This is a genomic window from Citreicella sp. C3M06 (assembly GCF_018860705.1).
GTDB lineage: Bacteria > Pseudomonadota > Alphaproteobacteria > Rhodobacterales > Rhodobacteraceae > Salipiger.
Map to the genome: position 1 here is coordinate 49,798 of NZ_JAHKQA010000007.1, position 20,296 is coordinate 70,093.

A 20,296-nucleotide genomic window follows, 5' to 3' on the forward strand; every position below is an offset into this window, starting at 1 on the left:
GGATCGCTCGATTGAGACATGGTTTCCGAATCCTTTCCCCGGCTTTTGGTTGCATGAGTCGTGCAGCCTGCATATCTCGGTGCGGCAACTTGGGGCGGCGTGCATGGCCATACATCTTCACAGGCAGGATCTGCCAGACACGCTGGACCTCGGGCCGGTCGTCGCCATCGACTGCGAGACGATGGGGCTCGACCCGCGTCGCGACCGGCTGTGCGTCGTGCAGCTTTCGGCGGGCGACGGCGATGCGCATCTTGTCCAGATCGCCCGCGGCCAGACCGAGGCCCCGAACCTGTGCCGCCTGCTGGCCGATGCGCAGGTTCTCAAGCTGTTCCATTACGGGCGTTTCGATATCGCCGCGATGTATCATGCCTTTGGCACGCTGGCGCAGCCGGTCTGGTGCACCAAGATCGCCAGCCGTCTGGTGCGCACCTATACTGATCGTCACGGGCTGCGGAACCTGACGCAGGAGTTGCTGGGCGTCGATATTTCGAAACAGCAGCAATCCAGCGACTGGGGCGCGGCGGAGCTGAGCAAGGCGCAGCTTGATTATGCCGCATCGGACGTGCTGCACCTTCACCGCCTGCGCGAGGTTCTGATCGCCCGGCTCGAGCGCGAGGGGCGCAGCGACATGGCGCAGTCCTGTTTCGACTTCCTGCCGATGCGGGCGCGGCTCGACCTTGCGGGCTGGGCCGACACCGACATCTTTGCGCATAGCTGAGCCATGGTCCGGCGCGGAGATTCCTACACGCGGCTGATTGGCTGGTTGAAGCTGCTGCTGCCGCTGGTCGCGCTGGTGATGCTGTCGACGCTGTTCCTGCTGCCGCGCGGCAGCGCGCCGGTGAGCACACTGCCGGTGGTCGAGGGCGATGCCCCCTCGGGCGCCCGCGAACAGATCGTTGCACCTGTGTATATCGGCACCACGCAAGACGGCGACCAGCTGCGCTTTACCGCCGACACGGTCGAACCGCTTGGGGATGAGGCGCAGCAGATGCTGGCGAACCGGCTCGACGCACAGCTCGACATGGCCGATGGCAGCAGCCTTGCCCTGCGCGCCCAAGAGGCCCGCATCGACAGCGGCGCCATGACCGCAGACCTGCAAGGCGCGGTGCGGATCGAAAGCTCGACCGGCTATGTCATGGACACCGAGCACATGGTGAGCGCCATCGACCGCATCGGTGCACAGACGCTGGCCCCGGTCAGCGGCACCGGTCCGGCGGGGCGTTTCACCGCAGGAAAGCTGGTGATCGCGTCGGATGCGAGCACAGGCGATGTGCAACTGCTTTTCACCGGCGGCATAAAGCTGGTATATGACCCGCAAGATCCATGAGGGCTATGCCGATGTACCGTACGCTGATCGCCGCCATTTTCATTGCCCTTGCGGGGCCGGTTGCGGCGCAAGGCACCAACGTGGCCTTCGGCGGCACCAAGCAGGATACCAGCGCGCCGGTCGAGGTCAGCGCCGATCAGCTTCAGGTCAACCAGTCCGACGGCACGGCGCTGTATAGCGGCAATGTGGTGATCGGGCAGGGCGAGATGCGCCTTGCCGCGCCCCGCGTGCTGATCATCTACACCGAGGACGAAAGCAGCATCGAGCGCATGGAAGCCACTGGCGGTGTGACCGTGGTCAGCGGCGACGATGCCGCCGAGGCCGAGCGCGCCGATTACAGCATCGACGCAGGCACCATCGTCATGACGGGCAACGTGCTGCTGACACAGGGCCAGAATGTGCTGACCTCTGAACGGATGGAGGTCGATCTTGACGCTGGAACGGCGCAGATGAGTGGCCGGGTGAAAACCGTCATCGGCAACGCTGCCGACGGGCGGTAAGCATGGCCCTTCCGGAACTGACCGTCGCCGACGCAGACAGCGGCCTGCGCGTCCAGCATCTGCGCAAGAGCTATCGCAAGCGCGTGGTGATCCGCGACGTGACCCTGTCGCTCGACCGGGGCGAGGTGGTGGCGCTGCTGGGCCCCAACGGGTCGGGCAAGACAACGACATTCTACGCGGTGGCAGGTCTGGTGAACCCCGAAAGCGGGCAGGTCACCATAGACGGGCGCGATGCGACCTGGCTGCCGATGTATCGCCGGGCGCGGCTTGGCATCGGCTATCTACCGCAGGAAATGTCGATCTTTCGCGGCCTGTCGGTCGAAGACAACATTTCCTCGGTGCTCGACATCGTCGAGCCCGATGCGACCCGGCGCCGCGAACGGCTCGAAGAACTGCTCGGCGAATTTTCCATCGAACACCTGCGCCGCGCCCCGGCGCTGGCGCTGTCGGGCGGTGAACGCCGCCGCGTGGAAATCGCCCGCTGCCTTGCGGCCGATCCGAAATACCTGCTGCTCGACGAGCCCTTCGCCGGGGTCGATCCGATCAGCGTCGGCGATATCCGCCACCTCGTCGCCGATCTCAAGACTCGCGGCATCGGCGTGCTGATCACCGATCACAACGTGCGCGAAACGCTCGAGATCGTCGACCGCGCCTATATCCTGCACGACGGCAAGGTGCTGATGTCCGGCACCCCCGCCGAGGTGGTGCAGAACGAAAACGTGCGCAGAGTTTACCTGGGCGAGAATTTCCGCTTCGGCTAAGCGCGCCTTGGATGTTCCTTCGCTTTGTCGGCAGTCGGCAGGCCATGGTTTGCGACAGATCATTGACACTCAGCCCGAGTCTGAAGTCAAATCAAGTCATGACGCATCGCCGTCTTGCAGGCCCTAAAAGAGGCCCCTGAGGAGAGGGAGGCCCGGGCACCGATCGCAACGGCCTTGTGTCTTTCCCGGCTCGTACCCACGTGACTCATCCGCAGCAAGCGGAAGGGCGACGGGTCCAAAAGAAGAGAAGGAACCAATATGCGCTATCAGATCACGGGTAAGCAGATCGACATCGGCGAAGCGCTGCAAACTCATGTGAAAACCGAGCTCGCTCCGGTGATGGATAAATATTCCTCCCGCGCGACCGACGCACAGATCACCTTTTCCAAGAGCGCGCATGAATTCATATGCGAAGTCACCATCCATCTGTCGACCGGGTTGAATGCTTCGGCCAAGGGCCGGGCAACCGAGATCTACGCCTCGTTCGACGATTGCATCGAAAAGATCGACAAGCAGCTGCGTCGTTACAAGCGCCGTCTCAAAGACCATCACAAGGATCGCGTAGAGCCCGTTGAACTCTTCGGGGGCTCCTCGTATATCCTCGCCGGCGAGACCGACTCAGAAGCTGATGAGCCGGACTCGCTGCAACCGATCATCGTGGCCGAGATGGAAGCCAAGATCCCCTCGCTGTCGGTCGGTGAAGCCGTTATGCAGATGGAGCTGGCCGGTGCCCCCGTGCTGGTCTTCCGGAACGAGAAAAAGGATGGCGTGAACGTCGTGTATCGTCGCGACGATGGCAACATCGGCTGGATCGATCCGTAACGAACGGGTCGCGCCCCGAGGCCAGCGCGCCCATGAGCAGACAGCGAAAGGCGGTCTATGACCTTTCTGGAACTTCTGAGTCCGCAGGCGGTCAAGGTGGTCGCCGCGGCCAGCAGCAAGAAACGGTTGATGCATGACATCGCCGAGTTGGCTGAAACTGCATACGCCCTGAAAGCGCCTCGCGTCGTCGAGGCGCTGATGGAGCGTGAAAGCCTCGGGCCCACTGGCGTGGGACATGGCGTTGCCTTGCCCCATGCCCGTCTTCATGGCATCGATGAGGTGCGCGGTGTCTTCATCCTGCTGGAAAAGCCGGTCGAATTCGAATCCGTCGACCGCCAGCCCGTCGATCTGATTCTGGCGCTCTTCGCGCCCGAAGATGCCGGGGTCGAGCATCTCAAGGCCCTCGCCCTGGTCTCGCGTACCCTGCGCGACGCGGGGCTGTGCAACAAGCTGCGCGCCAATCCAGACCCGGCCACGCTGCACGCCATCCTGACCGAAGACCGCTCCTCCCAAGCAGCATAGCGCCGCTGGTCAGGCGCGAGGGCCCCCTTCATCTTGCCGGTAAACTCCGGGGGTGTGGGGGCTGGCCCCCACCGGCTGTGGACGCAAGCGCTAGCCCCAGTCTGCGAAGCCGAACATCAGGTAATCGCGGGCATAGGCATCGCGCGCCGCCGCTTCGAGCCGATCATCATAGATCTCCGCCAGTGCATAAGGCGCCGTAACCGGAACCTTCTCCGGGTCGGGCGGGGCCGTATGGCCGACCTGCAAGGCCAGCGCTGGCAAATAGGCCAGCATCTCATCCTCACGCACCACCATGTCCGGTACGACAAGCTCCGACATGCCGTGAATCACCTGCGTCTGACTTGCCCAATGCCCGTCGATCCGCACCGCGGTCTGCCCCGCAAGGTTCGCCTTCAGGAACAGCAAAAACGCCTCGAACGCCTTACGATGGGCCGAGGCGCTGTAATCCGCGCCCGGCTCTTCCTCGGGAATCGGCAGCGCGTGGGCGCGCCGCAGAGTCCGGCGAATGCCCGCATAGCTCCCCGGCCCCGTGGTCAGCACCTTGGAACAGAACGCATCATGCGCCCGCGCCAACGGATGCCTGACCACGGTAAAGCTGCGATGCCCCTCGCGGTCGCGCTTCCACTGGCGCAGGGTCTTTTGGCTGAACCCGCGCGCAAGCGCGTCTTCCTCCACCCCATCGAGCGCGCAGAGCCAGCGCGTCACCGCTGCTTCGGGCCCGGACTTGATCGGCATGAACAGCAAAGGCGTTGTGGCGCCGCCAAGATAGCTCGGAACTTGCGGCCCGCGCCGAGGCTCGAAATTCGGGGTTCGGGTCAGGTTGAACCGGTCGAGCCGTGCAAGCGCGCCTTCCATCTCGTCGAAATTCAACACCTTCTGGGCGACCGGCTCCGGGTTTTGCCGTTTCAGCGAGGCGGTCAGACCGTCAAGCCGCGCGGACACGCCCAGCCAGCGCGCCAGCCCATTCATCACCTGCACATCCTGCAGATCCTCGTAGGCGATGTAGAACGCTGTCTGCCCGCTGACCTGCAACGCGCTCATCAGCGTCACCTGAAAGGCCTGCAACGCCTCGAGATGCGCTTCGAATTCGGGCGCATCGAAGCGCACCCGCGATTCCTTGCGCTTTGACACATTGGTCAGCTTCCACTGCCCGGTGGCCTGCGCGATCTTCCAGCTGACATAGCTGTCGACCGGGTTGCGCGTCAGCACGATCTTGGCGCAGCGTTCATCTTCTAGGATCGCCGGCAGCACCCGCGGGTCATGGTCGTGAAAGAATCGAAACCCGCCAATTCCGTCGGGCATCCGCTCGCGGATGCGGTTGAGCAGCAGCATCGGATCCTGATCGCGACGCTCTTGCGTGATGCCCAGCACCTCCGTGCTGTTCGGGTAGCCGATGAAATGCGGGTTGAAGACCTCGCCCAGACAGCTCAGCCCGTCGAAGGCGTTCAGGTTCGCCTCGAGAAAATTCGAGCCGGTGCGCATCTCGGCAAAAACGACGAAACTGTCGAAGCGATCGGTCATATGAACTCAGCTCTTCACAAGATAGGGCTTGCGGCGTTTGCCACGGCTGTTGCGCGGCACCGGTTCCACCGGAAAATCGCCCATCAGATACGGGTGCATCCCCTGATTCTTGAGGTTTTGCAGGAATTGTCCAAAGCCGGTCAGATCCTCCATCACCGGGGCTTCGGCAAGGCGGCGCGGCGTGCGCTGGCCGATTTCGTCGATCAGCACCTGAAGCGGTTCCATCGGCGCTTCGATGAATTCTGCCATGGTCCAGATCCGGATTCGGGCCTTGGCCTCGGGCGAGCGTAGCTGGTCGAGCATGCTGCTTTCGGTTTTTTGCAGCAAGGCAGCCTCGGCGCGCAGATCGGCGAAATTGGCGTTGGATTTGAACAAGGGCACCGCCCAAGCCCCCGAGATCACGCTGATCTGCGCATTGGGATCGCGCGCAAGGTGCCAGACGATGTCAGGCGTGTCATGCGGGCCGTGTTGAAAACACTGCCGTTCGCCCCGCGTATTCCAGAGCAGATTGGTCAGAAACGCCCGTGGGTTGGCATCGCGCAGCGCGGCCGTGTCGGGCAGCGCGCCGTTGATCACCGTCTGTCCCTGCGCAAATTCCGCCCGCTTCGGGGCAAACAGATGGCCGTGCACCTGCGCCCCGGTCGAGCGCGCCAGCCAGCCGTCGAAATCCTTGAAGAGATCGCTGAACCCTTGAAACACAGAGTATTTCCAAGCGGTTGTCCCATTTTCCCAGCCGTGGTTGGGGAACCGCGACTGCATATACAGACCGGCGCGCCCACGGGTCCGCCGATCGACCGCCTTGGCAAAGATCCGGTCGATCTTGCCGGGGTTCGGTTCTTGCCGGTTCTCGGCGCCGGTGCCATCGGTCAGAAAGGCCTGATACAGCCGTTCTGCATGCGGCCAGATCTTGCGGGCGACAAAACAGTCCGAGCGGCGCAGCAATTGCAGGTGATCGTCGTAGAAGATATGCGGCTTTCCCTGAAAATCGAACTTTGACAGGGTCAGGGACCGGCTTTCGATATTGGTCGCATACAGCCGAGCCAGCGTCTGGAAATAGCTTTCGTCCGGAATCCAGACCCGGCGGAAATAGCGATCAAAGCGGCTGCGGTCCGGGTCTTGCAGGATCGCGCTCAGCGTCTGCCGGGTGAGGCACCACCACTGGCTGCCCATATGCGGCGTGATGCCTTTGGGAATGCGCCGTCCAAAGCCGCAGCGACGTTGCAGATCGACGAACCTGTCGAAAAGATAGCGGTTCGAGCGCCATGAGAACGGGAACAGTAGGGTGAATCGCTCGTGATCAAGCCCCCCCACCGTCCAGGGCACATCGGCGGTGGTCGCGCTTTCGATGAAATCGGTGCGGGGGCGCTCGTCGAGGTATTCGATCAGCTCTTCGACCGGGCGCAGCGGCAGGCAGGAGCCAGAGCTGAGATACACATGCCGGATCGCCGGAAACCGGTGCAGGATCAGCTCGGAGGCATCCTGACTGGCCGCCACCAGCCCCCATGTGCCCCATTCGCAGTGATGGCGGCGCGAAAACAGCACCTCGGGCAGATCCGACAGCGCATCGACAAAGCGCTGATAGATATGTCCTGGAACCTGGCTGTCGACATGGATCACCACCGGGCAGCCCGCGCGCACCCAGTGCCGGGCCACCTGCTCGGCCCGGTCAAAGGCCGTGTGCACCAGCATCACGATGCCAACGCTCATGCCCAGTTGCCCTTGGACATCAATCCGAGGATTTCGAGCTGTCGCCAGTTGATGTATTTCTCGGACCACCTGCACCACAGATCGGGGTTGTCCTTGATCCCATTGTGATAGGCGAGATACTCGACCGAGGCGGCATAATGCTGCTTGCGCTCAAGCTCTTCGGCGGCCTTCGTCCCAAAGGTGTCGAGGAATTTTGTGTGCAACAACAGCCCGCTGGCCTTTTCGCCGCCCCACTCGTCATAGACGAGGTTCAGCCCGCGTGGCAGCAGCATATGGGTCGAACTGACATAGGCATAGCGCCTGTCCCATTTCACCAGCGGGATCTTGTTGAGCGCCGGCGCCTTTTGCGGCGCGTCGGCAAAGAACACGCGGGCCCGGGGCCCGCCCTGAATCCACAGGTTGCCAAAGCGTCTGTTGCGGGAAATGGAATAATTTCCGGCGTCGAACCATGACGCGATCTCAAGCGGGTTCTGCCCGGCCACGTAGGGCTGCGCGTCGATGCGCCCCTTGGGATACATATCCAGCAGCATGGCGGAAAAGCTCTTGATCGACGAGGCATCGAGCCAGTCGGTCAGGGCGCGCAGCGGGCGGGTGTCGCAGAACGGGTAGAGGAAGAATTCGTCCGGATCGACGGTCAGTGCCCAATGCCCGTGGGCGTATTTGCGCAACAGATGATTGAGCCAATCCACCCCGAAGCGCGCGCGCTTGTAGCTGCCACGCGTCGACCAGACCGATACATCCTCTTGCCGCGACAGGAATTCGAGCGAGCCATCTCTGCTGTCATTGTCGACAAAGAAGAAGTGGTTGACCCCCATCTCGCGGTAATACTGCAGGAAATAGGGCAGGCGGATGCCTTCGTTCCGGGCGGTGCAGAAAACCAGAAGGTCCGAAGGCCTGATCTGCCCGGTGCGATTGATCACTGGCCTGAGTTCACGCGACTTGCGCAGGGCGCGTATGCGCCAGCGTTTGCGCTGAAGCCTCAGCCGATATGACTGCCATGCACCCAAAGCGTGCCCTCTCTGCGGCCGGTTTCTCCGGCCTATCGGTTTCCGGCTATCAGATCAGGGTTAACACGAACTTGAAATGTTCATCCCATGTGGGCGGATAAAATGCCGCACGCGTTGAACCTTTTTCGTGACACCCTGCCTGTCGATCCGCTGCCAGCCGGTCGATTTCCCGCGCCCAACGATATGTATCGGCTACCGCAGCGTAAATGGGAATATCCCCCATCACCTCGCGCAACACCGGCAGATCGGCGGCCAGCACCGGCACCCCCAGCGCGGCGGCTTCCATCGGGGGCAGGCCGTAGCCCTCGGCGAGGCTTGGAAACAGCAGCCCGGTGCTGCCTTGCAACAAGGCGGCCACGGCATGATCAGGCAGGCCCGGCAATTCATGCACCCCTGCGATTCCGGCATCGAGCCGGGCAAACACCTCGGCATTGCCCCAGCCCCGCGCGCCGCAGATCAGCAAATGCGGGGGGCTGACATTGCTTCGGGATGCGCGGCGCTGCCACAGGTTAAGCAGCAGCGCGTGGTTCTTGCGCGGCTCAATGGTGCCCAATGCCACGAAATAGGGTGCCCCGACCCACGGCCCGGAGGGCATCTGTCCGGGACGCGCCACATCGACGCCCAGATGGGCTACGACGTTTGGCGGGGGCGATGCAAGATGCCGCGCCAGATCAGCCTTCGTCTGCGCCGAGTTGCAGATCACCAGCGCCGCAGATTGCCCGACCCGGTCGAGAAACCCGGTGAACCGCTCGGTCATGCCGTCTCGGGTAAACTCAGGATGATCGAGAGGGATGGTATCATGCAACAGCACTACCACCCGCAGATCCCGCAGCGCGTCGACGCTGAACAGCGTGTGCCCGACGTTGAGGTAGGTGCAGCCCTCGGGCAGCGCCCGCAACATCCGCCGCAGCCCCGATGGCAGGCAGCGCGCCACCGCGACGCGGCGCAAGGCCGTCTCGGCCCCGGCGCGCCGACTGTCGCGCCTGCGCAAGCGTGACAGCAGGTCCGGCGCGGGAAAGGCGCCGCCCTCCAGCAGCGCCTTCAGCGCGGCGCAGCCCGATCTGTTCAGCAGAAGATAACCCATCTGCGTGCGCACCAGCCCCCACAGGGGCCCTTCGGACAACAGTCTGGAAAGATAGGCGTATTCCACCCGGTCAATGCCGGTGAAGGCGCGGCCGGCCCGTGAGACCAGCCGCGTCAGGTCCAGAAGTCTAGCCGTCGTAATGGCCATTCAGATGCCAGTTCCAGGCATCCGCGATCATCTGCGGCATGGTCGAGCGCGCAGGCTCCCAGCCCAGTTCGCCGGCGGCGCGGGTCGAGCCGGACACCAGCTTGGTGGCATCGCCAGCGCGGCGCGGCCCTTCGGAATGGGGCACTTCGCGATTGGTCACGGCGCGCGATGCATCGATGACCTCGCGCACGGAAAACCCCGTGCCGGTGCCAAGGTTGAACACTTGGCTGCCCTTGTCCTCGCGCAGCCATTTCAGCCCCAGAACATGCGCATCGACCAGATCGCAGACATGCACGTAATCGCGAATGCAGGTGCCATCGGGCGTGTCGTAATCGGTGCCGTGAATGGTCAGCGCCGGGCGCTTGCCGTCGATGGCTTCGAGCATCACCGGAATCAGATGGGTTTCGGGGCGATGATGCTCGCCGACCTCGCCTTCGGGATCGGCGCCCGCCACGTTGAAATATCGGAAAATCACCGATTTCAGCCCGTAAGCGGCCTCGAAATCGCGCAGGATGTTTTCGACAGCGCGCTTGGAGGCCCCATAGGCGTTCAGCGGCTCTTGCGGCGTGGCCTCGTCGAGCACGACGTTGTCATGTTCGCCATAGGTCGCGCAGGTCGATGAGAACACGAAATTCAGGCAGCCAGCGGCGCAGGCCGCTTCGATGAGGGTCAGCGAACCCTCGACGTTGTTGCGCCAGTAGCGCCCCGGCTCGGACATCGCTTCGCCAACCTGACTCAGGGCGGCGAAATGCATCACCGCCACCGGCTGGTACTTGGCGAATACCGCGTCCAGTTTTGCCCGGTCAGACAGGTCTCCGTGCTCGAACGGGCCGAATTTGACCGAATCCCGCCAGCCGGTCACGAGGTTGTCGTATGTGACGGGCGTGTAGCCCGCCGCTTTCAGCGCCTTGCAGGCGTGCGAGCCGATATAGCCCGCACCCCCGGTAACCAATACATGGGTCATGAGGCGTTACTGGGCCGCCTTGCGCGCCGCGACAACCTCGTGAAGGTAGGCGGCCAGATCATCGCGAAGCTCTTCGCGCTCGAGGCCAAAGGCCACGGTCGCCTGAAGGAAGCCTGCCTTGGAACCGCAATCGTAGCGCTGACCGTTGAAGCGGTAGCCATAGACACCGTTGGTCTCATCGCCGATCTGCTTGGCGATGGCATCGGTCAGCTGAATCTCGCCGCCCGCGCCGGTTTCCTTGTTCTCGAGGTTTTCAAGGATCTTCGGCGACAGGATGTAGCGGCCGATCACCGCAAGGTTCGACGGCGCAGTGCCAGCTTTGGGCTTTTCGACCATGCCTTTGACCGACACGAGGCTGCCCATGTCTTCCTGAACGTCGAGGATGCCATAGCTGCTGGCCTGGCTGGCGGGCACTTCCATCGCGGCGACCATGTTGCCGCCGACTTCTTCGTAGCTTTCGATCATCTGCTGAAGGCAGGGTTTGTCCGCCGCGATCACGTCATCGGGCAGAATCACCGCAAAGGGCTCGTCGCCGATCAGGCGCCGGGCGCACCAGACCGCGTGCCCGAGGCCAAGCGCCTTGTGCTGGCGGATATAGGCAATCTCGCCCGAGTCCATGTTGGTATGTTCGAGGATCTCGAGAAGCTTGTCCTTGCCCTTGGCCTTCAGGTCGGCCTCGAGGTGGGGAGCAACATCGAAGTAATCTTCAAGCGCGCTTTTGCCGCGCGAAGTCACGAAGATGAATTCCTTGATGCCCGCGGCGCGGGCTTCGTCGATGGCGTACTGCACCAGCGGGCGGTCGACCAGGGTCATGATTTCCTTCGGAACGGACTTCGTTGCCGGCAGGAACCTTGTGCCGAGACCGGCGACTGGAAAAATCGCCTTGGTCACCTTGTTGCGCATAACGGTTTGCTCCTTGAAATAATCCGAAAGCCTCGCGTGTCGAGGGTACGGTTTCGCCAATTTACTAGCACGTCTCCTTTAACGAGAAAACAGGGCAAATAGCCTGCGGGTTCCCGCTGCGCGGTCATATTCCGCTTAGTGATCGCTTGGCGTGCGCAAACTTCGAATTTTAGCCACGCGTGTAATCTCGGCGTTCAGTCGCACCCGGAAAAGCGTCGCGACAAAGCGTGGTCCGCCCCTGTCGCTGCGGCCCCAAAGGCCACCGGTCTGCTCCCAGTAGCCCCCGGCGTCAAAGCGCATCCGGTGCGGCAGCGCGGTGTGGGTGAAGCGAAAGACGCTGACGATCTCGCCCTGCGCGGCGCGGTGTGCGGCCTCGCGCCGCAGGGCGCGGCGGTTCCACAATCGCCCCGACAGAACGCTGCGACTGGCGCCGGGGCGCCCGGGAAACGGCAGGAAAGCCGCCCTCGCCGCCGGGATCGGGGCGAGCGGCGCGGCACTGCGATTCGCACCTTCGGCAAAGCCTTGATCCAGCCCGCGCAGCAAGCCCTGCATGTCGTCACGGCGCAGCGCCCGGCGCGCGACAAGCGCGGCCAACCTGTGTTGCTGCCCGTCGCGAAATCGTTGCCACGCCGCGCCGCGATCCTGCTCGGGGCAGTGGCGGGCAAGGAAGCACGCCATCGACGCGCCGATCTCGGTCAGATCGCGCGGCACGCGGCGGGCGCTGCGCCGGGGGCTTTCGGCATAGCCGTGATGCACTTCGGCCAAAGGCACCACGACCGAGATATGCCCGCGCGCCGCGTGGCGCATATCAAGGTCGGTCTCGTCGAGATAAAAGCGGAAGGCCGGATCAAAGCCGCCCATTGCCGCCAGCACTGTGCGGCGATGCGCCATGTTGGTGCCCTGAAGCTTCAGCGCGGCCCCATCGGGCAGGGCGGGGCGGGCCGGTGTGTCGCTGGTGATGTGCAGTGGTGCATCTTCGCCGCTTCCCTGCACGCTGCGGGCGCGCCATTGGAAGGAAATGCCGTTGCGCCCGCGCACATAGCCCCCGGCGGCAGCCACTTGCGGATCGGCGAAAGGGCCAAGCAGATGCGCCAGCCAGGTCGGTTCGGGCACGGCATCGTCGTCGATGAAGGCGATGACCTCGCCCGCGGCGACCGCGATGCCAAGATTGCGCGCTTCCGAGATATTGGCCCGGTCAAACGCCATGGCCTTGATCAGCGCCCGTTGGGGATGCTCGCCCAGCATCGCCATGCCAGCCGGGCAGGCCACCACGATCACCTCGAACTGCGGATGATCAAGCTGCGCGATCCCCGCGAGGCAGAGCCGCAGCGCATCGGGTCGCCCCCGGCTGACGATCACGATGCTGGCCGCAATCGTCTGCGCCGAGGGCGTGGGCATTCAGGCGTCTTTCAGCTCGACGCTCGGGGCGTAGGCGATGAAGAACGGGTTGGCGAACTCTGGCTTGCCATAGGCCAGCGGGGTGTGATCGTCGAAGCGCACGACCCGACCGCCCGCGCCACTCAGCACGGCATGGCCCGCGGCGGTGTCCCATTCCATCGTCCGCCCGAGGCGCGGATAAAGATCGGCCTCACCGGTCGCGACAAGGCAGAATTTCAGCGAAGATCCGGCGCTCTTGGAATCCTCCACGGCGTATTTACCGATATAGGCATCGGTTGCCTCGTCGCGGTGCGACTTGGAGGCCACCACCATCAGCGCCGAATTATTGGCGTTCGAGACCGACAGCGGCACGGTTTCGCCGACGGTTTCCTTGTCGAAGGGTCCGGTTTCTTCGACCGACTTGCCGACGCTGTCGGTGTAGAACATCCGTCCCTTGGCCGGAGCATAGACCACGCCGCGCGTCGGAACGCCCTCTTCGACCAGCGCGATGTTGACGGTGAAATCCCCACGCCGGTTGACGAATTCCTTGGTGCCATCCAGCGGATCGACAATAAGAAAGGTCATCGCGTCAAGGGTATGGCTGTCTGCCTGCTCTTCGGTAACAAGCGCCACATCGGGGAACGCTTCGCGCAGTCCGGCAGAGATCAGCGCATCCGCCGCCTCGTCGGCCTCGGTCACCGGGCTGGAGTCGGACTTGGTCTTCACCTCGAAATCGTCGGACTCGTAGATCTCCATGATCTTGTCGCCCGCCTCGAGCGCGAGGCGCCGCATCACCGTCACAAGAGTTTCGTAATTCAAGGTTGATCTCCTTATTCCGCCAATCGGTGCGGATTCATTGATTTGAAAGGCTCTCACTCTTATGCTGCCCGAAGTCGCGATGGGCAAGAAGACCCGTCCGATGGGGCAGATCCTTCCGCCGCAGCTGACGGTGGGGCCATAGCGGAGCAGGCGCAAGATGTTCGAATCCAGAAAACCGCGATCGAGCTTTGGGTCTGCGGTCTATATTTGCGAGCTGATCTACCACAATTCGGTGCGTGCCGTGCGCAAGAGCCATGGCAACGCGTTCATGGCGCTGTTCATGAACATGCTTCAGACCATCATCTTCGTGCTCGCCTTCTATTTCATGTTCCAGATCCTCGGGTTGCGCAGCACGGCGCTGCGCGGCGACTTCATGATTTACATCATGACCGGCGTGTTCCTGTACATGACCCATACCAAGACCATGGGGGCCGTCGTCGGTTCCGAAGGCCCGGCCAGCCCGATGATGCAGCACGCGCCGATGAACACCGCCATCGCCATCGCTTCGGCGATGCTGTCGACGCTGTATATTCAGGTGCTGTCGCTGTTCTTCATCCTGTTCATCTACGACGTGGCCTTCAACCCCTTCGTCATGCGTGAGATATATGATCCCATCGCCTGCCTTGGCATGTTGCTGCTGTCATGGCTTTCAGGGGCGGCGATCGGGCTGGTGTTCCTTGCGGCCAAGCCGTGGTTCCCGACGCCGGTGTCGATCCTGTCGACGATCTATCAGCGGGCCAACATGATCGCCTCGGGCAAGATGTTCGTCGCCAACACCCTGCCGCCCAAGATGATTGCCCTGTTCAGCTGGAACCCGCTGTTTCACACCATCGACCAGTCACGCGGCTTTGCCTTTGTCGATTACAACCCGCGCAACTCCAATTGGGAATATGCGCTGTACCTGTCGCTGGTGCTGATCATGATCGGCCTGATGGCCGAATTCTATACCCGCAAGCACGCCTCGGCGAGCTGGGCAGCGCGGCGTTAACCCTCGCCGCCGTCTACGTTGCTGTCTTCGATCGGCACCGGCGCAGCCGGGGTTTCTAGCAGAAACGAGAACGCGTCGCGCAGCCGGGTCCATGTTGCCTCGTCGCTGGCACAAAGCAGGTAGCCGTCGGTCTTCGCGGCGTTGAACTCTGCCCCGTCGAGCATCCGCGCCACGCCGCCTGCACAGCCGGTCAGCACCACACCGGCGGAATTGTCCCAAGGAGTCAGCCCGGTCGAAAGCACGAAATCGACGTGGCCTTGCACCAGCATCCGGTCCTGATGCGCCGAGCAGCGGATGGATTGCACATGCTCGAAGCGGGGCAGGGTAGCGGCCATCTCGGCGCGCTTGTCCTGCGGAATCATGTAAAGCGGGATGTAGCCATACAGTTCAGCGATCTCGCCGCCCTCCGAGCTGCGCAGCTCGCGGGTGATGCGCTTGGTCGGCACGGTCATTTCCGCCGGCCCACCAAGATCTCCCCAGATCACGTCATCCATCACCGGATCGTAGATCAGCCCGAACACCGGCTTGCCGAAGCGCAGCGCCGAGACGATCACCCCAAAGGTGGCAAGACCCTTGGCAAAGTTCCACGTCCCGTCCACCGGATCGATGGTAAAGCACAGCTCGGCCTCGGCGATCTTGTCCAGCACGGCGGCGTTTTCGGACACCGCTTCCTCGCCCACGATCACCGCATTGGGAAACATCCGCAGCAAACCACGCGCGATCATCTTTTCGGCGTTGCGGTCGGCTTCGGTCACCAGATCGAGGCGCGAGGTCTTTTGCGCGATCTCCTTCGCATCGAGCCGGCGAAACCGCGGCATGATCTCGGTCTTCGCGGCCCGGCGCACCAGGTTGAGGATCGAGGTCTTCTGAGCGCGACTCAGCACGGAAATCGGCATGGGAAGGGAATCGGTCATCTATCGCGTCCTGCGGCTGCCAAAAGGGATGGCGAAGGCTTGCCAGTCCCGCGCGCGAGGTGCAAGCGGCACTATTCCCGCGCCCGCAGCACCCCGGCGGGGCGCGCCGACAGCGGTTTCCAGGCAAAGCCAAGCCCGGCGAGAAGCGTGGCAACGATGCCGCCAAGGATGATGCCGAAGGCCGACGACCATTGCACGGCAAAGCCGGTTTCCATGATGAAATGGCTCACCGCCCAGCCGCCAAGGATGCCCGCCCCGAGCGCCACGATCCCGGCGCCCGCTCCCAGCAACACCGAGCGCAGCGCAAAGCTTTGCAGGATGCGCGCGCGGCTGGCGCCCAGAGTCTTGAGTACGGCGGCCTCGTAGGTGCGCGCGCCGGACCCGGCGCTGGCCGCACCGATCAGCACGAGAAACCCGGTCAGCAGGGTTGCCGCCGCGCCCCAACGGATCGCGACGCCGATGCCTTCCAGCAGCTCGGCCACCCGGTCGATGGCATCGCGCACCCGGATTGCGGTGATGTTGGGATACTGGCTGGCCAGATCACGCAGGATCTGCGCCTCGGCCTGCGGTTCGGCGTAAACGGTCGAGATCCATGTGTGCGGCGCGCCCTGCAGCGCGGCTGGGTTCAGCGTCATGACAAAGCCAATCCCGGCGGTCGAGAAATCCACGTCGCGAAAGCTGGTGATCGTTGCGGTGATGTCGCGGCCAAGCACGTTGAAGGTGATCTCGTCGCCGAGGTTCAGGCCGATTTCTTCGGCTTCTTCGCGGGCAAAGCTGATCTGGGGCGGGCCGTCGTAATTCTCGGGCCACCATGCGCCGTCGGTGATGATGGTGCGCTCGTCCGGCTGCGCGGCATAGGTGATGCCCCGGTCGCCGCGCACCACCCAGTGATCCCCGGCGACCTCGCGGGCATTCACGCCGTTGATCCGGGTGATCACGCCGCGCAGCATTGGCGCGGTATCGACGCGGCTGACGGCCGGATCATCGGCCAGCCGCTGGCGATAGCCTTCGATCTGGTCGGGCTGGATGTCGACAAAGAAATACGACGGGGCGATCTCGGGCAGGTCACGGTCGATGGCCGCGCGCAGGTTGCCGTCGATCTGCCCGATGGCGGCCAGCACCGACAGGCCCAGCCCCAGCGACAGCACCACCGACGCCGCGGTTTCACGCGGCCCGCCGATTGCGCCAAGCGCCCAGCGAAGCACCGGTTTTCCACGCGCTGCGGGGGTCGCTTTGCGGGCCAATGCGCGGATTCCCGACGCGGCGACGGTGAGGATGATCAGCGCCCCAAGGATGCCGCCGGTGGTCCATAGCGTGATGCGCGGGCTGCCCGAAAACAGCACCGCCACCCCGACCAGCAGCGCCAGCAGGACCACCGTCGCCACGACAAAGCGTGTTGCGGGCAGGGCGCGGGCGCTGTCCAGCGCGTCGCGGAACAGGGTCGCGGCGCGCACGTCTTCGGTCCGCGCCAGCGGCCAGAGCGTGAACAGCAGCGCCGTCAGCACACCATAGATCGCCGCCTCGCCCAAGGGGCCGGGATAAAGCGTGAAGATCACCGGGATCGGCAGGGCGCCCGCGATGATCGGCGCGAACAGCAGTGGAATCGCTGCCCCCAGCACGATGCCGATGGCGATGCCGACAAGGCTCAGAAAGCCGACCTGAAGGAAATAGGTCAGGAAGATCACCCGCCGCGAGGCGCCCAGCGTGCGCAGCGTTGCGATCACCGAGGTCTTGCGCGCCAGATAGGCCCGCACCGCCGCCGACACCCCGATGCCGCCGACGGCCAGCCCGGAAAGCCCCACCAGCACAAGGAAATTCGCCAGCCGGTCGACAAAGCGCGCAATCCCCGGCGCGCCATTGCTGGCATCGCGCCAGCGAATGCCGCTGCCCTGATAGCGCGCCTCTGCCTCGGCCCTGAGCGCCTGCATGTCGGTGCCGGCGGGGACGGTCAGCCGATATTCGCTTTCGAACAGCGAGCCGGGCGCCAGCAGGCCAGATCCATCCAGATCGGTGGTCTTGACCAGCGTGCGCGGCCCAAGGCCGAACCCGTCGCCCGCATCGTCCGGCTCTGTCACGATGATGGCCGAGAGGGTGAACTCCCTCGTCCCAAGCTTGAAGCTGTCGCCGGGAGACAGCCCGAGCCGGTCCGCCAGAACCGGGGCCATCACCGCGCCGCTGTCGTTGAGCGCCTCGGCCAGCGGCATCGGCGGATCAAGAATCATCTGCCCAAGCAGCGGATAGGCATCATCAACCGACTTGACCTGCGTCAGCGCGCGCTCGTCCCCGACCACGGCCATGGACCGGAAGTCGGTGATTTCAGAAACTTGCGTGGCCACGCTTTGCAGCCACGCGCGTTCCTCATCCGAGGCGAAACGATAGGTGAATTCGGCCTGCGCGTCGCCCCCGAGCAAGACCGCGCCCTGATCGGACAGCCCCGCCTGAATCGCCGAGCGCACCGAGCCGACCCCGGCAATCGCCGCGACTCCCAGCGCAAGGCAGGCAAGGAAGATGCGAAAGCCGTGCAGACCTCCGCGCAATTCGCGCCGGGCGAGGCGCGCCGCGATGGCAAGGCTCATTCGGCGGCCCTCGCCTGTGCAGGGTCGATGCGCCCGTCGGTCAGGCGGATCACCCGGTCGCAGCGCGCGGCAAGTGTGTTCGAATGCGTCACCAGAACCAGCGTCGCCCCATGACGATCCCGCAGGCCGAACAGCATGTCCATGATCGCATCGCCATTCGCGCCATCGAGGTTCCCCGTCGGTTCATCCGCCAGCAGGATATGTGGCCGCGGCGCCGCGGCACGGGCCAGCGCGACTCGCTGCTGCTCTCCGCCGGACATCTGCGCGGGATAGTGATCGGCGCGGTGACCCAGCCCGACCGCGTCAAGCTCGGCCTTGGCGCGGGCGAATGCGTCCTTTTGGCCCGCCAGCTCCAGCGGGGTGGCGACGTTTTCAAGCGCGGTCATCGTCGGGATCAGGTTGAAGCTTTGAAACACCACGCCCATGTGATCGCGCCGAAAGCGGGCCAGCGCATCTTCGTTCATCTCGGTGAGATCCTGTCCGAGGGCCCGGACAACCCCAGATGTTGCGCTTTCCAGGCCGCCCATCACCATAAGAAGCGAAGATTTGCCGCTGCCCGACGGGCCAATGAGGCCCAGCGTCTCTCCGGCGGCCACCTGCATCGAGATACCGTGAAGGATCTCGACCATTCCGGCATTGCCCCTGAGGCTGAGCGTGACATCTTCAAGGGTGATGACGGGATCGGGCATGAGGGATTTTCCGGGAACAATGAAAGCTTTGACGAAATATGGGGCCCGGTTGCGGATCCACAACCTGTTTCCGGTGCTGCTGGTGGGGTTGGCCCTACCAGTGCAGGCGGAAACGACGCGAATTCTGGCACTGGGCGATAGCCTGACGCAAGGCTACGGGCTGATGGATGGCGAAGGATTCGTGCCGCAGCTGCAAGCCTGGCTCACGGCCCGGGGATATGACGTGCAGATCGTCAACGGAGGTGTGTCCGGCGATACCTCTGCCGGAGGGTTGGCGCGTGTCGACTGGTCGCTCACGCCGGACATCGAAGGGATGATCGTTACGCTGGGTGGAAATGATCTGCTTCGCGGGCTAGATCCGGCGGTGACGCGCAGCAATATCGACGGCATCCTGACGGCGGCCGAAGCCAAGGATGTTGCCGTATTGCTGGTCGGGATGACTGCGCCGGGGAATTACGGGCCGGACTACAAGGCATCCTTCGATGCGCTCTACCCTGCTCTGGCGTCGCAGCACGACAGCCTTTTCTACCCATATTTTTTTGAAGGGATCTTGCCCGAGGGGGCGGCACCTTCGGCGGCGGAAGGGTTGATGCAGACAGACGGCATTCATCCAAACTCGGAAGGGGTGGCGATGATCGTCGATGCAATCGGCCCGAGTGTCGAGCAGTTGCTGGAGCGCATCGACGCCAAGGAGTAGCGTCAGCGGTTCGCCGGAATGGGGTTGCCGACGCCGCGCAAAGCCGTTCTCAGACCGCAAAGCACAAAGGGCGCCAAGCCAAGGCCAAGCGATGTTGCGAGGTACAGGCCAAACCCGGACATCGGTGAGATGCCGAAAACCAGCCAACCAGAAATTGCCGCAAAAGCGCCCAAAACGCTTCCAGACAAGAGTGCGATCAATGCCATGTAAGCCTCCCTACGCAATATAAGACTGCGCTTCAAACTCTACGATAGCATTAATCCGGGTCAATTCGGGCTGGATTGTGTCAGGAGGCAGTCAGCAAGGAAGCGAATGGCCAGAAATTCGGTTGAATTGCGGCAGGCTTGGTAAACAGCGCGCTAGGCGCGCTGCCAAGACTCAGAGCACGGTGACCGGTGTGCCAAGCGGTACACGCTCGTACAGGTCCTTCACGTGTTCATTCAACATCCGGATGCAGCCGTTCGACACGGATTGGCCGATCGATTCGGGGGCTGTGGTTCCATGAATGCGGAAGAACGTGTCGCGACCATTCTGGAAAAGGTAGAGCGCGCGCGCGCCAAGCGGGTTCTCCGGGCCGCCGGGCTGGACATAGTCGTTGTCCTTGAACTTGCCGTAGTGATCTGGCTCACGATCGATCATGTCTTGTGTCGGGCGCCATGTCGGCCATTCCTTCTTGACCTGAATGATCGCATCCCCGGTGAACTCAAGCCCGGCCTTCCCGACGCCAACGCCGTAGCGGATCGCTTGGCCTGGAGCGGACACGTAGTACAGAAAATGCGCGCGGGGCAGGATCAGGATTTGGCCGGGCGCGAGATCCTGCTTGATGCGCACCGGCTGCGGCCGGAATTTCGGCTCGACTTCGAAGGCGAGGGCGGGGGACCCGGCGGCGACGGCAGCTGCGACGCTTGCGAGGGTGAATTGTCGGCGGGTGATCATCTTGAAACTCGGACTCCTCTGGTGACAGCAAGTGT

At 63.5% G+C, this 20,296-nt stretch carries 20 protein-coding genes; 8 read left to right on the forward strand and 12 right to left on the reverse strand.

The genetic code is table 11. From position 1 onward, the window contains the following. Positions 1-103 precede the first annotated feature (103 nt). The 6 genes from KO516_RS02350 (at position 104) to KO516_RS02375 (ending at position 3,932) form a co-directional block, all read left to right on the forward strand. Complete coding sequence (locus KO516_RS02350) at positions 104-718, forward strand: ribonuclease D (protein WP_216002206.1); 615 nt, start codon at positions 104-106, stop codon at positions 716-718. 3 nt (positions 719-721) lie between these two features. Further along, positions 722-1,327 carry an LPS export ABC transporter periplasmic protein LptC gene (gene lptC / locus KO516_RS02355; protein WP_216002207.1) on the forward strand — a complete coding sequence of 202 codons (606 nt, stop codon included), beginning with the start codon at positions 722-724 and terminating at the stop codon, positions 1,325-1,327. Positions 1,328-1,338: 11 nt separating this feature from the next. After that, complete coding sequence (gene lptA, locus KO516_RS02360; RefSeq protein ID WP_216002208.1) at positions 1,339-1,827, forward strand: lipopolysaccharide transport periplasmic protein LptA; 489 nt, start codon at positions 1,339-1,341, stop codon at positions 1,825-1,827. 2 nt (positions 1,828-1,829) lie between these two features. After that, positions 1,830-2,588 (forward strand): LPS export ABC transporter ATP-binding protein, encoded by a 759-nt coding sequence (gene lptB / locus KO516_RS02365; protein WP_216002209.1) that lies wholly within the window; start codon positions 1,830-1,832, stop codon positions 2,586-2,588. A gap of 258 nt (positions 2,589-2,846) precedes the next feature. Continuing rightward, complete coding sequence (gene hpf, locus KO516_RS02370) at positions 2,847-3,410, forward strand: ribosome hibernation-promoting factor, HPF/YfiA family (RefSeq protein ID WP_216002210.1); 564 nt, start codon at positions 2,847-2,849, stop codon at positions 3,408-3,410. Between the two features lie 57 nt (positions 3,411-3,467). After that, positions 3,468-3,932, forward strand: coding sequence for a PTS sugar transporter subunit IIA (locus tag KO516_RS02375; protein ID WP_216002211.1), 465 nt, complete (start codon positions 3,468-3,470; stop codon positions 3,930-3,932). 90 nt (positions 3,933-4,022) lie between these two features. On the opposite strand, the gene KO516_RS02380 is transcribed toward KO516_RS02375, so the two are convergent. The 8 genes from KO516_RS02380 to cysQ all read right to left on the reverse strand — a co-directional run bounded on the left by KO516_RS02380 (position 4,023) and on the right by cysQ (position 13,461). Further along, a complete protein-coding gene (locus KO516_RS02380; protein WP_216002212.1) occupies positions 4,023-5,453 on the reverse strand; it encodes a sulfotransferase family 2 domain-containing protein in 1,431 nt (476 codons plus the stop codon). Positions 5,454-5,459: 6 nt separating this feature from the next. Continuing rightward, the gene (locus KO516_RS02385; protein WP_216002213.1) at positions 5,460-7,160 is read right to left on the reverse strand and encodes a beta-1,6-N-acetylglucosaminyltransferase; all 1,701 of its coding nucleotides are present in this window, start codon (positions 7,158-7,160) and stop codon (positions 5,460-5,462) included. Then, the gene (locus tag KO516_RS02390) at positions 7,157-8,143 is read right to left on the reverse strand and encodes a glycosyltransferase family 2 protein (protein ID WP_252737364.1); all 987 of its coding nucleotides are present in this window, start codon (positions 8,141-8,143) and stop codon (positions 7,157-7,159) included. The genes KO516_RS02385 and KO516_RS02390 overlap by 4 nt, the downstream gene beginning before the upstream one ends. Positions 8,144-8,216: 73 nt before the next feature. Next, positions 8,217-9,398, reverse strand: a complete 1,182-nt coding sequence (locus tag KO516_RS02395) for a glycosyltransferase family 1 protein (protein WP_216002215.1) — start codon at positions 9,396-9,398, stop codon at positions 8,217-8,219. Further along, entirely contained in the window at positions 9,379-10,362 is a 984-nt protein-coding gene (gene galE, locus KO516_RS02400) for a UDP-glucose 4-epimerase GalE (protein ID WP_216002216.1), read from the reverse strand. The genes KO516_RS02395 and galE overlap by 20 nt, the downstream gene beginning before the upstream one ends. A gap of 6 nt (positions 10,363-10,368) precedes the next feature. Beyond that, on the reverse strand, positions 10,369-11,265 hold the full coding sequence (gene galU, locus KO516_RS02405) for a UTP--glucose-1-phosphate uridylyltransferase GalU (RefSeq protein WP_216002217.1): 897 nt from the start codon (positions 11,263-11,265) through the stop codon (positions 10,369-10,371). 135 nt (positions 11,266-11,400) lie between these two features. Further along, positions 11,401-12,663 (reverse strand): glycosyltransferase family 2 protein, encoded by a 1,263-nt coding sequence (locus KO516_RS02410; RefSeq protein ID WP_216002218.1) that lies wholly within the window; start codon positions 12,661-12,663, stop codon positions 11,401-11,403. Continuing rightward, a complete protein-coding gene (gene cysQ, locus KO516_RS02415) occupies positions 12,664-13,461 on the reverse strand; it encodes a 3'(2'),5'-bisphosphate nucleotidase CysQ (protein ID WP_216002219.1) in 798 nt (265 codons plus the stop codon). 157 nt (positions 13,462-13,618) lie between these two features. Between cysQ and KO516_RS02420 the strand changes: the two genes are divergently transcribed. Then, positions 13,619-14,449 (forward strand): ABC transporter permease, encoded by an 831-nt coding sequence (locus KO516_RS02420; protein ID WP_216002220.1) that lies wholly within the window; start codon positions 13,619-13,621, stop codon positions 14,447-14,449. Here KO516_RS02420 and KO516_RS02425 read toward each other — a convergent pair. The 3 genes from KO516_RS02425 to KO516_RS02435 all read right to left on the reverse strand — a co-directional run bounded on the left by KO516_RS02425 (position 14,446) and on the right by KO516_RS02435 (position 18,628). Beyond that, complete coding sequence (locus tag KO516_RS02425; RefSeq protein WP_216002221.1) at positions 14,446-15,363, reverse strand: inositol monophosphatase; 918 nt, start codon at positions 15,361-15,363, stop codon at positions 14,446-14,448. The two genes, KO516_RS02420 and KO516_RS02425, sit on opposite strands and share 4 nt — an antisense overlap. Positions 15,364-15,434: 71 nt before the next feature. After that, positions 15,435-17,939, reverse strand: coding sequence for an ABC transporter permease (locus tag KO516_RS02430; RefSeq protein WP_216002222.1), 2,505 nt, complete (start codon positions 17,937-17,939; stop codon positions 15,435-15,437). Beyond that, on the reverse strand, positions 17,936-18,628 hold the full coding sequence (locus KO516_RS02435) for an ABC transporter ATP-binding protein (RefSeq protein ID WP_216002223.1): 693 nt from the start codon (positions 18,626-18,628) through the stop codon (positions 17,936-17,938). Before KO516_RS02435 ends, KO516_RS02430 begins: the two co-directional genes overlap by 4 nt. Here KO516_RS02435 and KO516_RS02440 point away from each other — a divergent pair. Further along, the gene (locus KO516_RS02440) at positions 18,627-19,325 is read left to right on the forward strand and encodes an arylesterase (protein ID WP_252737354.1); all 699 of its coding nucleotides are present in this window, start codon (positions 18,627-18,629) and stop codon (positions 19,323-19,325) included. The genes KO516_RS02435 and KO516_RS02440 overlap by 2 nt on opposite strands. 378 nt (positions 19,326-19,703) lie before the next feature. On the opposite strand, the gene KO516_RS02445 is transcribed toward KO516_RS02440, so the two are convergent. Further along, positions 19,704-20,261: a L,D-transpeptidase gene (locus KO516_RS02445; protein ID WP_216002224.1), complete on the reverse strand. Its 558-nt coding sequence runs from the start codon at positions 20,259-20,261 to the stop codon at positions 19,704-19,706. Positions 20,262-20,296 lie beyond the last annotated feature (35 nt).